The sequence below is a fragment of the Flavobacterium sp. ENC genome (assembly GCF_020991415.1).
Lineage (GTDB): Bacteria > Bacteroidota > Bacteroidia > Flavobacteriales > Flavobacteriaceae > Flavobacterium.
Window position 1 is genome coordinate 567,225 of sequence record NZ_JAJMOY010000001.1, and the last position, 16,711, is coordinate 583,935.

9 protein-coding genes are annotated in these 16,711 nt (G+C 36.7%); 4 read left to right on the forward strand and 5 right to left on the reverse strand.

From position 1 onward, the window contains the following. Positions 1–98: 98 nt before the first annotated feature. Positions 99–3,464 carry a transcription-repair coupling factor gene (mfd, locus tag LPB89_RS02285; protein ID WP_230700080.1) on the reverse strand — a complete coding sequence of 1,122 codons (3,366 nt, stop codon included), beginning with the start codon at positions 3,462–3,464 and terminating at the stop codon, positions 99–101. After that, entirely contained in the window at positions 3,457–4,065 is a 609-nt protein-coding gene (locus LPB89_RS02290; protein ID WP_230700081.1) for a hypothetical protein, read from the reverse strand. The genes mfd and LPB89_RS02290 overlap by 8 nt, the downstream gene beginning before the upstream one ends. A 510-nt stretch (positions 4,066–4,575) precedes the next feature. Between LPB89_RS02290 and LPB89_RS02295 the strand changes: the two genes are divergently transcribed. After that, entirely contained in the window at positions 4,576–5,514 is a 939-nt protein-coding gene (locus LPB89_RS02295; RefSeq protein ID WP_230700082.1) for an L-threonine 3-dehydrogenase, read from the forward strand. Positions 5,515–5,690: 176 nt separating this feature from the next. Further along, positions 5,691–6,890 carry a DUF418 domain-containing protein gene (locus LPB89_RS02300; protein ID WP_230700083.1) on the forward strand — a complete coding sequence of 400 codons (1,200 nt, stop codon included), beginning with the start codon at positions 5,691–5,693 and terminating at the stop codon, positions 6,888–6,890. Positions 6,891–6,965: 75 nt separating this feature from the next. Here LPB89_RS02300 and LPB89_RS02305 read toward each other — a convergent pair whose 3' ends face one another. Both LPB89_RS02305 and LPB89_RS02310 read right to left on the reverse strand, forming a co-directional pair. Continuing rightward, positions 6,966–8,846, reverse strand: a complete 1,881-nt coding sequence (locus LPB89_RS02305; RefSeq protein ID WP_230700084.1) for a M1 family metallopeptidase — start codon at positions 8,844–8,846, stop codon at positions 6,966–6,968. A 62-nt stretch (positions 8,847–8,908) separates the two neighbouring features. Continuing rightward, positions 8,909–10,543, reverse strand: coding sequence for a S8 family peptidase (locus LPB89_RS02310; protein ID WP_230700085.1), 1,635 nt, complete (start codon positions 10,541–10,543; stop codon positions 8,909–8,911). Between the two features lie 241 nt (positions 10,544–10,784). On the opposite strand from LPB89_RS02310, the gene LPB89_RS02315 reads away from it, so the two are divergent. Next, the gene (locus tag LPB89_RS02315; protein ID WP_230700086.1) at positions 10,785–14,837 is read left to right on the forward strand and encodes a T9SS type A sorting domain-containing protein; all 4,053 of its coding nucleotides are present in this window, start codon (positions 10,785–10,787) and stop codon (positions 14,835–14,837) included. A gap of 62 nt (positions 14,838–14,899) precedes the next feature. Here the strand turns inward: LPB89_RS02315 and LPB89_RS02320 are convergent, their stop codons facing one another. Beyond that, entirely contained in the window at positions 14,900–15,757 is an 858-nt protein-coding gene (locus LPB89_RS02320; RefSeq protein WP_230700087.1) for an MBL fold metallo-hydrolase, read from the reverse strand. Between the two features lie 562 nt (positions 15,758–16,319). Between LPB89_RS02320 and LPB89_RS02325 the strand changes: the two genes are divergently transcribed. Further along, entirely contained in the window at positions 16,320–16,649 is a 330-nt protein-coding gene (locus tag LPB89_RS02325; protein ID WP_059114664.1) for an iron-sulfur cluster assembly accessory protein, read from the forward strand. Positions 16,650–16,711: the final 62 nt, after the last annotated feature.

Genomic DNA, 16,711 nt, shown 5'->3' on the forward strand with positions numbered 1-16,711 from the left:
TTTTTGCCACGAATTTCTCGAATGAGCACGAATTTATTCGTAAGATTAAAATTTTAATTCGTGCTCATTCGGGAAATTCGTAGCAGCCTTTTTTCAAATTATTCTCCTAACATCTCCATCAGTTCCAAAGCTCTTTTCGTAGATTTTACATTCTCAAAAGTCAATAAAAGACGCAAACCGTTGGGCGTTTGTTTTTCTTTCATTGTGCAAAGATTACTGTGTGTCTGCACAAATTTTATCATCTTGTGGAAACGTTTGGACTGATAATAATCGGACTGTTGATCGGAGACGAAATAGCCAATCATTTTGCCTTTTTTCATCACTAATTTTTCAATACCAACCGCAGTGGCAATCCATTTGATGCGAATACTGTTCATCAGCGCATTCGCACGCGGCGGCATCGGTCCGAAACGGTCAATTAATTTGTTTTGGAAGATAACCAGTTCGGCTTCATTTTTCACACTGCCCAGCTCGTTATATAAGCTCAGACGTTCGGTGACATTATTGATATATTCATCGGAAAACAACAGCTCAAAATCCGTATCGATTTGTAAATCTTTTACGTATTCCTTCGTTTCAATATCATTTTCTTCCGGATATAAATCCTTGAATTCGTTTTCTTTTAATTCTTCGATGGCTTCGTTCATGATTTTCTGGTAGGTGTCAAAACCAATTTCGTTGATGAAACCGCTTTGTTCTCCACCTAATAAATCACCCGCACCACGAATTTCAAGATCTTTCATGGCAATATTAAATCCGCTGCCCAATTCGCTGAACTGCTCTAATGCCTGAATACGTTTTCTGGCATCTTCAGTCATCGACGAATACGGCGGACAGATGAAATAACAGAAAGCTTTTTTATTGCTTCGTCCTACCCTGCCTCGCATCTGATGCAGATCTGATAATCCGAAGTTGTTGGCATTATTGATGAAAATCGTGTTGGCATTTGGGACATCCAGACCACTTTCGATGATTGTGGTCGCGACCAGAACATCGAAATCACCGTTCATGAAACCTAACATCAATTCTTCCAGTTTGGCGCCTTCCATCTGCCCGTGACCGATTCCGACCCTGGCATTTGGAACCAGACGCTGAATCATTCCGGCTACTTCCTTAATATTTTCGATTCGGTTATTGATAAAGAAAACCTGCCCGTTACGCTGAATTTCATACGAAATCGCATCACGAATTATTTCTTCATTAAAACCAACCACATTCGTTTCTATGGGATAACGATTGGGCGGAGGCGTTGTAATTACCGATAAATCCCTCGCCGCCATTAACGAAAACTGAAGTGTTCTCGGGATTGGCGTTGCCGTTAAGGTCAGCGTATCAACGTTTGCAGCAATCGTTTTGAGCTTGTCTTTAACGTTTACGCCAAACTTTTGCTCTTCATCGACAATCAGTAAACCAAGGTCTTTAAAAACTACATTTTTGTTGACTAATTGATGTGTTCCAATAACAATATCCAGTTTTCCTTCGGCTAAATCTTTTAAGGTTTGTGCTTTTTGTTTCGCGGTTCTAAATCGGTTTAAGTACCCTATAGAAACCGGCATATCTTTTAATCGTTCTGTAAAAGTTCTGTAATGCTGGTACGCCAAAATAGTCGTCGGAACCAGGATGGCGACTTGTTTGCTGTTGTCGACGGCTTTAAAAGCGGCACGAATGGCCACCTCTGTTTTTCCGAAACCAACGTCACCACAGACCAGACGGTCCATTGGGCGGTCGCTTTCCATGTCGGCTTTGACCTCCTGCGTCGATTTTGTCTGATCCGGAGTGTCTTCGTAGATAAAAGAACTTTCCAATTCATTTTGCAAATAACTGTCCGGCGCAAACTGAAATCCTTTTTCCAAACGGCGTTTCGCATACAGCTGAATCAAATTGAAGGCGATATGTTTGACACGCGCTTTGGTCTTCTGTTTTAGAATTTTCCAGGCGTTCGATCCCAGCTTATAAATTTTAGGCGGTGTTCCGTCTTTTCCGTTGTATTTGGAGATTTTATGAAGCGAATGGATGCTCACATACACAATATCATTGTCGGCATAGACCAATTTTATGGCTTCCTGCGTTTTACCTTCCACCTGAATTTTCTGCAGACCGCCAAATTTTCCGATTCCGTGATCGATGTGGGTTACATAATCCCCAACAGAAAGCGCGGTTAATTCCTTAAGCGTAATATTCTGCTTTTTCGAATACCCGTTTTTGATATTAAATTTATGATAACGTTCAAAAATCTGGTGATCGGTATACGCTGTAATCTGGTTTTCCTCATCAATAAAACCCTGATATAAGGGCAATACGATGGTATGATATTGTTTTCGGATATTCTCCGAATTGGCTTCGTCCAAAGATTCAAAAATATCATGAAAACGTTTGGCCTGCGTTTCATTGGAACAGAATAAATAATTTTTATAACCGTTAAAATGATTCTCGCTCAGGTTGTTCAGCAACAAATCAAATTGTTTGTTGAACGAGGGTTGCGGCTGAATATGAAATTCGAAATTTTTAGTAGTTTTGAAAATTGGTTTTGACGCCAGTTCTACAACCGAAAAGTCTAATGCTCTTTTTATAAATGAGGCCTGATTTAAGAACAGCTGTTCCGGACTGGCGTGTTTTATTTCTCCCGAAAGTTTTCCAAAAGCCTCTTCGGCCCTGACGAATTGTTTGTCTAACTGACTGAAAAGTCCGTCGGTATTCTGGATAAAAAGAACCGTTTTTTCTGAAATATAATCTAAGAAACTTTCACGGTTTTCCTGAAATATCTTGTTCTCAACATTCGGGATAATCGTAATTTTTTTATGCGTTTCTACCGACAATTGTGTTTCTACATCAAAACTTCTGATACTGTCTACCTCATTCCCGAAAAATTCAATCCGGTACGGGTGATCGTTTGAAAAAGAGAACACATCGACAATTCCTCCACGAACCGAGAATTCACCGGGTTCTGTGATAAAATCGACTCTCTTGAATTCATATTCAAACAATACTTCATTGATAAAATCAATTGAAATTTTATCGTTTAAAGCGACTTTTAACGTGTTTTTATCCAGCTGCTGGCGTGTCACCACTTTCTCAAAAAGAGCTTCCGGATAGGTCACAATGATCGCCGGTTTCTTGCGGGAATTAATCCGGTTTAGAACCTCAGCGCGAAGCAGTACATTGGCATTATCGGTTTCATCTACCTGATACGGTCGGCGAAATGAGGCAGGATAAAATAAAACATCCTGTTCGCCAATCATTTGTTCGAGGTCATTCAGGTAATACGCCGCTTCTTCTTTATTGTCCAGTACAATTAAAAAAGGCAGTTCGGTTTTCTTAAAAACAGATCGGATTACAAAGGATACTGCAGATCCCAGCAAACCGCCAAGATGCATTTTTAGCTGGTTTTCTTCCAGTAAATTTGAGGCAATCTGCTGCGCTTTCGGCAGATTATCATATAGGGTATATAAGGCGTTTTTACTCAACTTTAGGTAAATTTTGATCTAATGGCGGCGCCGAATTCGGAATCGCCCGCGTTGTATCTAACATTCTAAGGAAATCTGCTTCTCCTTCTTCTTTCGGGATTTTGGCTTTTTCGACCACTTTATCCATTTGTCTTTCCAGGGAAACTAATTCTTTATTGATTTCACCGATTAAAAAAATCACTTTTTTATCGGGAATCTGGTTCAGATGAATAAACAGGTCCATCATTTTAATTTTGGTGATCAAAATTGAAATTCTGCTTTTTATCTGTGGCTGATTGAATTGTCCCGGGATATTATTGTTTAAAAGCAGTGCTTTCCGGGCAATTGCAGTCGATTTTTTCTGAAATGCCCCAATCGTTTTCTTGGGTTTTTCGCCGATTTCTTTCAGAAAATCACGCCATTCTGTCCAGACTGCTGCATTCTGCTCCGAGACTTCATTGATGGGTTCATCAATAAAAACCCAGCCCTTATTGATGTTATTAAAGATAACTTCCTTTTTTTTAGCTTCTTTTTCATACGCTGCAAGGCGTTTTTCATCTTCACCCTGACAGGAATTCAGTACAAAAATCAAAAGTAGAAAAAGAGATATTTTATATTTCATTTGGTAAAACATTAAGCTACAAAGTTACAAAGTAAATTTACAATTACGAATTCTGATTTTGGTCATAAATTGCCCTGGCTATGGATTTTAAAAAGTTTGCCACGAATTTCTCTAATCTCCACGAATTATTTCAAGTTTGACCGCATAAATTTGTGTTAATTCGTGACCCGGAGCGATAGCGAACAGGCGAAGAAAATTCGTAGTAAAGAAAAAGCTGTAATCTGTGTCAGGAAAATTTAAACGCAAAGCACGCAAAGCTTTTGATCTTGCAGTACGGTCAGAAAACGCAAAGTTCGCAAAGCTAGTTCAACACCAAGCTTTGCGAACTTTGCGTTTTTATAAAATGGCTTACTTTAAAAATCTTTGCGTGCTTTGCGGTTAAATAATTAAAAGCCTCAACGAAGAATAATCCAAAAAAGCATCTTTATCATTGTTAAATTTATAATTTCACCTCCGGAAAAGTAAAATTATTTGCGAAAACGTTATATTTGCAATACTAAATCGAAACAAATGAATCCAAAAATATTGATCATTGGGGCATGCGGTCAGATTGGGACTGAACTGACCCAAAAACTTCGCAAATTATACGGAACGGAAAATGTTATCGCTTCTGATATCCGAAAATTAAACACAGACGTCGTTAATTCCGGACCTTTTGAAGTGGTCAATGCTTTAGATTTCAATCAAATTGAACATCTTGTTGAAGTACATAAGATTACGGATATTTATTTAATGGCGGCACTTTTGTCTGCTACGGCCGAAAAGAATCCGGCATTTGCCTGGGACCTGAATATGAACTCATTATTTCATGTTCTGAATCTGGCTAAAGCGAAGAAAATCCAAAAAATTTTCTGGCCCTCCAGTATTGCCGTTTTTGGCCCTACAACTCCAAAAGAAAATACGCCGCAATATACCATAATGGAGCCTTCTACTGTTTACGGAATTAGTAAACAGGCAGGGGAAAGATGGTGCGAATATTACCATAATATTTATGGTGTTGACGTTCGAAGCATCCGTTATCCGGGTTTAATCAGCTGGTCTACTCCTCCGGGCGGCGGAACTACCGATTATGCTGTTGATATTTTTTATAAAGCGATTGCCGATAAAAAATACGAATGCTTTTTATCATCAGAAACCAAAATGCCAATGATGTATATGGATGATGCTATTGAAGCGACTATCAATATCATGAAGGCTCCGGCGGAAGATATTAAAATACACTCTTCTTATAATTTAGCTGCCATGAGTTTTACTCCAACTGAAATTGCTGCAGAGATCAAAAAACATATTCCTGAATTTGAGATTACGTACAATCCGGATTTCCGTCAGAAAATTGCAGACAGCTGGCCTGCCAGTATCGATGATGCTGAGGCGAGAAAAGACTGGGGATGGCAACATACTTTTGATCTGGAATCGATGACTAAAGATATGCTGGAACATCTGGGGTAATTTAAAAAACCTTACTGTTTGAAGCGGATTATTTTAAAATAATCCGCTTTTTCTTTGTAAAATATATTTTTCCGACAAATAGATAGCGCTATATAATTTCTTACTTTTGGCTGCGTTTAAATAATTTAGCTTTTATCTAAAATCATCAATCAAATCACAACAAAAATGTTAATCAAATGACAAATTCTTATCATCCCATTGAACAAAGCAAAAGAACTGCTATTGTTGATATTCTCAGGGGCTGGGCGCTCTTAGGTGTTGCCATCGGAAATTATTCTGACTTTCTCTTTATCGGCGTCCCTCGCAAATTCAATCACAGTATTTTATCTGAAGTACTGATGACGTTTAACCGCTATTTTTTTGCAGCAAAATCCTGGACTTTACTGACACTTTTATTTGGCTACGGTTTTGCCATTTTAATTGATAATGTTGCCAGTAAAGGCAAAAACCCGGTCACTTTTTTTGCGTGGAGAATGATTTTACTTTTTGTACTTGCATTCATTAATTCATCTTTCTGGCTTGGCGATATCTTAAAAGATTATGCTTTTCTGGGACTTGTCATGCTGTTGTTTTACAGATGTTCTGCTAAAACATTAGCCATAATTTCCGGCGTTCTTATTCTCACCATTCCTTTTGTAATGGCTTATGTAAACGGATATAAGGTCGAACACCCCGAAATTGCAACAAATCCGGAATATTTAAAATTGTTTCATTCCGGAAACTGGCTGGACTTTTTTAAATTTAATCTGCTTGCTTCCTTTTACGAACAAATCATTATTCCGGGTTATGCTATTACAGCACATATTGTCATGTTTGCCTGTATGCTTTTTGGATTCTTACTTCAGAAGATAAACTTTTTTAATCATTTACACGAACTGAAAAAATTGTTAAACCGTGTACTTTGGATCAGTTTGGCTATAGCCGTAATTATTGGAGTATGCTTTAACCTGATCATTTTCTATAAGGAAGTGGCTATTTTCAAAATCTTTCACCCGCTTTACTGGCTGGTTCTTAGTACTATGATTTTTATAGCCACAGGAATTTCCCAGTTGTACATTAATGGGAAACTCAAAACCATTTTCAGTTATTTTAGTGCCGGAGGAAAAATGACATTGACCAATTATATCGTTCAAAATATTTTAGCAGCTTTTATCTTTTCGGGAATTGGTCTGGGAATTGGAGATTCAATGCCCTACTGGTTTTACTTTTCCCTGGCAGTTTTTATTTTTATTGTCCAGCTGTTTATAAGCAAATGGTGGCTGTCCAGATACAATTATGGCCCAATTGAATGGTTATGGCGATCTGCCAGCTATCGAAAAGTATTCCCGTTTAAGAAAACAGAAGCGGTTGTTACTCCGGAAGTAAAAACAATATAAGCAATCCGGATAAATTTGAAAAAAGAAAAAGCCCTTAAAGTGATTTAAGGGCTTTTTCTTTACAGGTTGTTTTTATTACTTCACCTCATAAACATTATTAACAGCTTTCACATCAGCCATTAATCCGCTTGGGTCAATAGTGATTTTTTTGATGGCTGTTTTGTTTTTTTCTATTGTAAAACTATAGTTGGATTGCGCCCAGGCCCAGTCGTCCAAAACGGTTCTTTTTACGTTTGGATTTGGATTTGGCTTGATGAAATTCATCATTCTTAACGGAATGTAAAAACTTTCCGAAGTCCCATCCGTATATTCAACTGTCAAATCAATCGGCATTGGCATTCTTCCGATTCTTTCTAAACTAACGGTTGTTTTTCCTGCGTTATCAGCGACGTCTTTAATTCCGTAATCAATAGTATTGGCGGTTTGAGTCCAGTCCACCAAATACCAGTCCAATTCTGCACCGGAAACTCTTTCAGCTGTTCTTTTGATATCATTCGGAGAAGGATGTTTGAATTTGAAATCGCTGTAATATCTTTTTAAAGTCGCGTCCAGATTCTCCTGTCCAATTACATACACTAACTGCGAAAGGAAAATACTTCCTTTTACATAAGAAGAGATGCTGTAAGGTCTGTTTTCATCATAACGATCACCATGAGTCGTTTGTGGCTGCTCTTTTCCTGACGAAACCAGGCTGTAATAGGCGTTATAGTTTCCTTTAAACGGATTGGCTACTTTTTTATCTCCTGCCAGTTCATTCAATGCGCTGTCTTCGATATACGTTGTAAAACCTTCATCCATCCACGGGTGTTTTGATTCGTTTGAGGCCAGGATATGCTGGAACCAGGAATGCCCAAGTTCGTGCGTAGCAGTTCCTAAAATCCCTTCAAGAGTTCCGTTTCCTAACATCAAAGTACACATGGCATATTCCATTCCGCCATCTCCACCCTGAATAAAAGAATATTGTTTGTACGGATATGCTCCGACTTTATGATTGTAATAATCCATTACTTTCACCATCAATGGCTCCAGTTTTTTCCAGTTTTCAGCTACTTTCGGAGTGTTTTTATAGAAGAAATGCAAATCGACATCGTTTGGTCCTTTTACAATATCATGTGCATAGTCTTTGTCTGCCGCCCAGGTAAAATCGTGAACGTTTGGTGCAATAAAATGCCATGTTAAAGTCTTTGTCTTTTTAGGATATGTAACCGTTACACCTGCATCCTGATACCCGTGACCTATTTCGTTTTTATCCTGCAAATATCCGGAACCGCCAATTGTATAAGCTGCGTCGATTGTAATTTTCACATCGAAATTTCCCCAAACACCATGAAATTCACGGGCAATATAAGGGTCTGCATGCCATCCTTCGAAATCAAATTCGGCTAACTTAGGATACCATTGTGACATTGATAATTCTATTCCTTCCGAATTATTTCTTCCCGAACGACGAATCTGAACCGGAACCTGACCGTCAAAATCTAACGTAAAAGTCGTTTTTGAATTTGGCAAAATTGGTTTGGCCAAAGTGACCTCCAGGATGGTTCCTGAAGTTCTTGTCTGCGCGGTTGCACCATCTTGTTTGAAATTAGTGATTTTTAGGAACCCTGTTTCATTCGGCTTTAAAGTTTCAATTCGGCTTTGCTTTGTTTCTTTGCCATCAGCCCCTTTTACTTTAGTCACCATTCTTCCGTCCGGATCTTTTATAGTATGCAAACGTGCGTCCATTTCACTTCCCGGCTGAAAAGCATTTGGATATAAATGATAAAATACTTTTTTTAATGTATCAGCAGAATTGTTGGTGTACACCAATTCCTGTTTTCCCTTATACTGATAGTTTTTCACATCCATCGAAACCTCCATTTTATAGTCGGCATGTTGCTGCCAGTACGGAGTGTTTTGGGCAAAAGCAGCGTTTAAACCAAAACTCAGAAAAGAAAGTAGAATAATTTTTTGCATCTTCATTTAAATAAAAAAATGGAAGAGTGTTCACTCTTCCATCGGATTAGTAATTTATTTTTTTATTTTTTTGACATTTTTTCAGCCATCAATAAAGCATTATAAGCGTTTACCATTTTACCCGTCTTAGACGATTCCGAAGAAGAAACAGGTGCCGGTTTTTCATTTGGATTTGGATTTTCACCCAAAACTACCTGGGCAGGAAGCAAAACTCCGGAATCCATCAGGATGTGTTTTACCTGTGAAGCTTTCAGTTTCGGATAATAAGAACGAATAAGGGCCGCAACTCCGGCTGCATTAGGCGAAGCCATGGAAGTTCCCTGCAAATATTTGTATTTGTTGTTTGGCACTGTGGCGTAGATTTCTTCTCCCGGAGCAAAAACATCAACGTTTATTTTTCCAAAGTTCGAAAATCCCGCTACTACATTTTCGCCATAGGCTTTATTGATCGCACCAATTGTAAGCACGTTATCCGCAAATTCTTTGATATTATCTTCCGCATCATTAGGAAAATTGATATTCTTTGTCTCATCAATGTTAGAACCGTCATTACCTGCAGCATGCACAATTAAGACATCTTTCTTAGCAGCATATTTTATCGCCTCATACACCCATTGTTTGTGTGGGGAAAAGCTTTTTCCGAAACTTCCGTTGATTACTTTGGCACCATTGTCAACTGCGTAACGAATTGCCAATGCGATATCTTTATCGTATTCATCTCCATCAGGAACGGCTCTTACCGTAAGGATTTCAACATTGTTGGTGATACCGTCTCCACCTAAATCATTATGGCGGATCTGTGCAATAATTCCGGCAACGTGAGTGCCGTGAAGTGCTTTTTCTTTGTCCGGACCAAAAACAATATTATTCCCATAATGGTTGTTTTTGATATCATCAGGATTATCTCCTACGATTTTTCTTCCGTCGTATTCTTTGTTTAAGTTGTAGTTTAACTGATCGTAAACCTGTTCACTATAATCCTTCAGTTCAGCTTCAGGATCAAAAGTTGGCCCTGCATTAGTAAAAATCTGCGTCATGATTTTTTTACTTTGCACGACTTTTGGATCTGTTGAAGTAACTGCAGCCAAATCCTCCAGTTTGTAGGTTGTTTTATTCAGCTCTTTTTTAATCGTATTGTGCACATCCAGTAAAAAATCAACTTCTTGTTTGTCTTGTAAAGCCTTTTCGTATTTTTCGTTGTACTGTGCCAGAGCATTTTTGTATTCAGCAGATCCGTTGTCTCCTTTTTTAACGAGACGGGTCATTTCAAGGTTTTCATGAACGGCATCTCCAAGAAAATTCCATCCATGGACATCATCGATAAAACCGTTTTTATCGTCGTCGATTCCATTACCCGGAACTTCCTTAGCATTGGTCCAGATCATTCCCTGCAAATCCGGATGCTCAATATCTACACCGGAATCTACAATTCCTACAATCACTTTTTGCCCTTTCTTTCCTTGCAATAATTCAGCATAGGCTTTATCAACGCTCATTCCGGGAATCGTATCTTTTACCAGATCCAGATGACTCCATCTTTTTAAATCGTTTTCTGTAACCGGGGCTTTTTTTACAATCACCAAAGGTACTGTGATTGCTTCTTTAGGCGCTGAAGTTTGTGCTTGCAAAGTTGCGCCTCCACCTGCTAAGACAAGCAATGCAAAAGCAGATAGAGTATTTAGTTTTATAGGATTCATGTATATAATTTTAATGTGTAAAGTTAAAAGTTGCGACTAAATTATGCTTTTTTGTTACAAAAAACTAACCATTAACACTGCGTTAAGATTTTTTAGCTGTCAGCAATTTAACAGAACGTTATTTTTTTGCCCTTTTGGTGTTATTTTTCAAAAAAATATATTATAAATTAATACGGGTTCCCGTAATAAAACTACAATTGTAATTTGTATACTTGCACTTCCAAAATCCTTAATTCAATCTATGAAAACAAAACTACTCTTATTACTATTATTAGCCAATTTTTCTATTTATGCGCAATACACGGCTATTCCGGATGCCAATTTTGAAAAAAAATTAATCGCCTTGGGTATTGATTCGGGTACAGCCGACGGACAGGTTTTAACCTCAAAAGTTTCTGGCGTAACATCTCTTGATGTTTCGAGAAATTCAATTGCAGATTTAACCGGTATCCAGGATTTTACTTCGTTAACGAAGTTAGATTGCAGTGGAAACACACTTACCAGTATTAATCTAAGCAAAAACGTTAATTTAAAAATTCTGTATATCTATTCCAATCAATTGGCCAGTCTCGATATTTCGAACAATACTGGTTTGAATGAACTAAGCGCAGGAAGTAATCAGTTAACCACTATTGATTTTTCTAAAAACACGTCTTTAACACTGATTGGACTGAGTAAAAACAAATTAACCGGTGTAGATGTTTCTTTCCTTACTTCTTTGATCACATTAAGCGTTGAACAGAATAACCTGCAAAATATAAATGTAACAAATAATAGTACTTTAGAAAACTTATACGTTACATCAACAGGATTAACGACCTTAGATATTACTCAAAATACTGCTTTGAAAGGTTTAGATTGTGATAATAATGCCCTTACAACATTAGATCTAAGCCATAATTCATTTTTGAGATATTTAAGATGCAGCAGTACTAAAGTGACTAGTCTGGATTTATCATCAAATCCATTATTAGAGTCCATAATTGTCACTGACAATTTATTAACCTCTTTAAATGTTTCGAACAACCCTTTAATTTGGGAATTCTGGTGTCAGAGAAATAAGTTAACGACTATTGATGTTTCTAGTGTTACTGCGCTAAAGACTTTCGTCTGTTCGGACAATCTTATAGAAACTTTTGATGTGAGATCAAACGCAAAATTAAGTTCTTTAAGCTGCGGTCAGAAAACCTTAAAATCGGTTGATGTTACTCAAAATCCTTTACTGACTTTTTTATCTATTGATCAAAGTTCGCAGTTAACTTCTGTAGATATTTCTCAAAATCCGCTTTTAAACCATATAGACAGTGACAACACAGGTCTTACTTCGATAGATTTGTCACACAATTTACTTCTTGCAGACATTAGTATTAGCAGTCCCGCTTTAAAGGAATTGGACCTGTCTAAAAACACGGCGCTTACCAGTTTTAGAAGTAATAATGGAAATGCCCTGGGAAGCCTTAATTTAAAAAATGGAAATAACTTAAAATTACAATATTTAAGTTTTACTGCTAATGCCAGTTTAGACTGTGTTCAGGTAGATGATGCTGACTATGCTAATGCAAACTGGTCAGCATTCAAACCAGCTAAAGCAAGCTTTAGTACAGATTGTAGCGCGATTCCGTACACTTTAATTCCTGATCTTAATTTCGAGAAAAAATTAATCTCATTAGGAATTGATTTTGGTGCTCCGGATGGTAAAGTAAAGACATCACGTATTGAAAATGTAACTAGTTTAGATGTTTCATGGAGCTCGATTGCAGATTTAACCGGTATTCAGGATTTTAAATCCCTAACGTATCTTAATTGTTATGTGAACTCTATTACAAGCCTTGACTTATCACAGAATACTAAATTAGAAGAGTTGTACGCGCCAAGCACTTTATTAACAAGTCTGAATGTTAGTAAAAATACCGCTTTAACAACATTAACCTGTTCTTACGGAAAATTAACTGCTATAGATGTCTCGGCTTTAACAGCACTAAAAAAGTTAGACATCAAAAATAATGCGTTAACAACTTTAGATGTTTCAGCTAATACACAATTAGTTAATTTGTATTGTGGGAACAATCAACTGACAGCTTTAGATCTTTCTGCGAATACTTCTCTTAAGGAGATTATGGTCGATTCTAATAAATTAACGGTTCTGAATGTTTCAAAAAATCCGGAACTAACAGCGATTGATGCTAAAAATAATCAACTTGCAACTTTCGACATTTCCACAAATAATAAGCTGGTAAAATTAAATCTTAGAAATAATCTTCTGACTTCTTTAAACCTGAAAAACAGTTTTAATACTAACCTGACTTTAACGGATACCGATTTTAGAATTAATACTGGTTTAAAATGCATTCAGGTTGATGATGTTACTTATTCTGATGCGAATTGGGCCAACATTAAAGATGTAAACGCAAAATACAACCTTGATTGTACAGCTTATACACTTATCCCAGACCCTAAATTTGAGCAAAAATTAATTGATTTAGGAATTGATAAGGATGGTAAAAACGGAAAAGTACTAACAGCATCGATTGCTGTTGTTAAGGATCTGAACGTTCAGTTTAGCGAAATTGCAGATTTAACCGGAATTGAGGACTTTACCTCTCTTGAATTTTTAAACTGTCAGTACAACAATTTAACGTCACTAAATTTGTCAAAGAATTTAAACTTAACTGAATTGTATTGTCATGAAAATCTTTTAACTGTTCTTGATGTTGCGGCAAACAGCAACCTAACCACTTTGCAGGTAAACAAAAACAAAATAAAAAGTTTAGACTTATCCAAAAACAAAAAGTTAGTGAGTTTAAATGCTTCGGAAAATGATTTGAACTATTTAAATCTTCAAAATGGAAACAACACTGCTTTTACAAGCGTGTTTATGCTTAAAAATCCAAAGTTAACCTGTATTTTGGTGGATGACATTTCCTATGCTACCACAAAATGGAGTGCCGGAAAAGATGTATCGGCTTCTTTTAATGTAGACTGTACGGCATATACCCTAATTCCGGATGCCAATTTCGAACAAAAACTGATAAACTTAGGGATTGACACCGATGGTAAAAACGGAAAAGTAAAAACGGCAAGCATTGCTTCGGTTACAACATTAGATATTTCATCTAGCAATATTTCAAATCTTACCGGAATCCAGGATTTCGCATCTTTAACGATTTTAAATTTCAGCACAAATAATGTAACCTCTTACAATCCGGCAAACAATCCGTTGTTGACTGAATTAAGAGTGGCTTACAATGCTTTATCAACTTTAGATATTTCAAAAAATCCAAAGTTATTATATATAGATTTTTCAAATAACAATTTAAGTTCTTTGAATTTGAAAAATGGTCAAAATACAAAACTGGACTGGTTTAGTGTGAACTTTACAAAAAATCCTTCTTTGAGCTGTATTCAGGTTGATGACGTAGTATACTCTAACGACAACTGGAATGGAAAACTGGACAAAACTTCTTTCTTTGCTGTAGATTGCAGCAGTTTTACCTTAATTCCGGATGCTAATTTTGAACAGGCACTTATTGATTTAAAAATTGATATCGACGGTAAAAACGGAAAAGTCCTTACCTCATCGATTGCTGTAGTAAAAGATTTAAATGTAGAGTTGAATGAAATTGCAGATTTAACGGGAATTGAAGGTTTTGCTTCACTTGAATTTTTAAACTGTCAGTTTAATAATCTGACCTCATTAAATGTATCAAAAAATTTAAACCTTATTGAGTTGTATTGTCATGGAAATCTTTTGACCGCTCTTGATGTAGCTGCAAATAAAAACCTTACCACTTTACAGACCAACAAAAACAAAATTAAGAGTTTAGATGTTTCTAAAAATACCAGTTTAGTGTACATCAATGCTTCGGAAAATGCATTAGGGACATTAAATCTTAAAAATGGTAATAATACTAATTTCACAACGGCATTCATGTTTGGCAATCCTGCTTTGAAGTGTATTACAGTAGATAACCCTTCATTTGCAAGCACAAGCGGTGTATTCTTTAAAGATGCTGCTGCTTCGTATTCTGACAGCTGTTCATTAGGCCTTGCAGATTCTGTGTTTAATCATGCAGTAGTATATCCTAACCCAACGAAAGGTGAAGTAACTATTGACAACGTTTCTTTAGAAAAAGCAACCGTATACAATTCATTGGGACAACTGGTAAAATCATTCACTTTGGACACCGCTAATAGTAGTAATACAATTAACTTATCTGGACTTCCAAAAGGAGTTTACTATGTTTACCTAATCAATCAGGATGCTGCTTCGGCAAAGAAGGTTATTGTGGAATAAATAATATCATCTTAAATAAAAAGTCCCATTTTCATCTCTTTGAAAATGGGACTTTTTTAGTTTTAAAGGATTTCTTCGCAAGTAAAAACGTCCTTCAGGCGAACTCCTTTTTCGGTATGTTCTACCGTTATAATCTGGTTGTGCGCGTCATGTTCCAGAAACAAATAATAATTATGGTCTGCAGCTGCATTTAAGAATTTCGATTTCTCCGGCATTGTCAGTAAAGGTCTCGTATCGTATCCCATAACATAGGGCAGCGGAATGTGTCCGGCGGTTGCCAGTAAATCGGCACAAAATACAATGGTTTTGTCCTGATACTTAATATGCGGAATCATCTGTTTTTCGGTATGACCGTCAACGTAGAAAATTTCAAAACCCAACTCTTCTGAAAAACCATAATCACTATTCGGTCTTTGAATAAAATTCAGCTGGCCGCTTTCCTGCATCGGTAAAATATTCTCGGCTAAAAAGGAAGCTTTTTCCCGCGCGTTTGGCTTGGTTGCCCATTCCCAATGATTTTCGTTCGTCCAGTATCTGGCATTTTTGAAAGCGGGTTCATAACCTGTTCTGTCAGCATTCCATTGTATACTTCCTCCACAATGGTCAAAATGAAGGTGTGTCATAAAAACATCGGTAATATCGTCCCGCTGAAAACCATATTTCGCCAGCGATTTGTCTATCGAGTGCGATCCCCAAAGCGAATAATACCCAAAAAACTTTTCTGATTGTTTGTCTCCCATTCCGGTATCAATCAAAATGAGGCGATTTCCGTCTTCAATCAACAGACAGCGTGCTGCAATATCAATCAGATTATTGTTATCAGCGGGATTGGTTTTGTTCCATATGGTTTTGGGAACAACACCAAACATCGCACCTCCGTCCAGTTTAAAATTTCCGGATTCTATAGGGTAAAGTTTCATGAGCTTGAGTTTCTATTAGGGAAACAAAGCTAGGAAATTGGATTTCCTTATACTACAAATTCACCTTCAAAAACTCATATTTCTTATTTCGGGTAAAAGAAATAAAAAAAATTTCAATGAATCTGACTATTAAAAATCAAATTCCTGAATTCAGTTTTAAGGTTAAAAAAATTCGTGAAATTCGTGGCAAAAAGAAATCGCTTTACTGACAAGCGGTTCTCAGGATTTCCTGTAGAAATTGACAAGATCGCTCTTTTTTGATACAGAAATTCGCATTGTACATTCAGAATTCCTATCCATTCTCAGCTTTTTCGTAAAAATCAACCGCAAGTAAAAACTATAAACCGAAGAACATAAAAACAGCTGGTATAATTATTATATAACTTCTCTCTATTTTAACATTTGTTATATTAATGTGAACCATTATGGAAAAAGGTTTTTAAGTCGTATCTTTGCAGATAATTTCATTTCAACATTGAAAGACAGCACTTTAAAATGTAATAATTTCATTACTATTTAAATGCAGCTTAAAATAACAGAAAAGATAAATACCATAAACACAATGATAAAAGTTTCTGATACAGCCAAAAAGAAAATCATCGACCTGATGAAAGATGATGGTTTTGATGCCGCTCAGGACTACGTACGCGTAGGGGTAAAAAGCGGGGGATGCTCTGGTTTGTCATATGATTTAAAATTTGATAAAACGAAAGGCGACGACGATAAAATATTTGTAGACAACGACATAACAATTGCAGTTGAAAAAAAATCATTTCTGTACTTAGCCGGGACAATTCTTGAATTCTCCGGAGGATTAAATGGAAAAGGTTTTGTGTTTAATAACCCAAATGCAAGCAGGACCTGTGGTTGTGGAGAATCTTTTTCTCTATAAATCAAACGAATTTATAAAAGCAAAAATTTAAACGCTTAAGAAAACTAATTTCTTATCACGTT

Excerpts from the sequence above, each read along its gene's own strand:
- LPB89_RS02290 (WP_230700081.1), bottom strand. The coding sequence starts at position 4,065 with ATGAAATATAAAATATCTCTTTTTCTACTTTTGATTTTTGTACTGAAT.
- LPB89_RS02295 (WP_230700082.1), top strand. The coding sequence starts at position 4,576 with ATGAATCCAAAAATATTGATCATTGGGGCATGCGGTCAGATTGGGACT.
- LPB89_RS02300 (WP_230700083.1), top strand. The coding sequence starts at position 5,691 with ATGACAAATTCTTATCATCCCATTGAACAAAGCAAAAGAACTGCTATT.
- LPB89_RS02305 (WP_230700084.1), bottom strand. The coding sequence starts at position 8,846 with ATGCAAAAAATTATTCTACTTTCTTTTCTGAGTTTTGGTTTAAACGCT.
- LPB89_RS02310 (WP_230700085.1), bottom strand. The coding sequence starts at position 10,543 with ATGAATCCTATAAAACTAAATACTCTATCTGCTTTTGCATTGCTTGTC.
- LPB89_RS02315 (WP_230700086.1), top strand. The coding sequence starts at position 10,785 with ATGAAAACAAAACTACTCTTATTACTATTATTAGCCAATTTTTCTATT.
- LPB89_RS02320 (WP_230700087.1), bottom strand. The coding sequence starts at position 15,757 with ATGAAACTTTACCCTATAGAATCCGGAAATTTTAAACTGGACGGAGGT.
- LPB89_RS02325 (WP_059114664.1), top strand. The coding sequence starts at position 16,320 with ATGATAAAAGTTTCTGATACAGCCAAAAAGAAAATCATCGACCTGATG.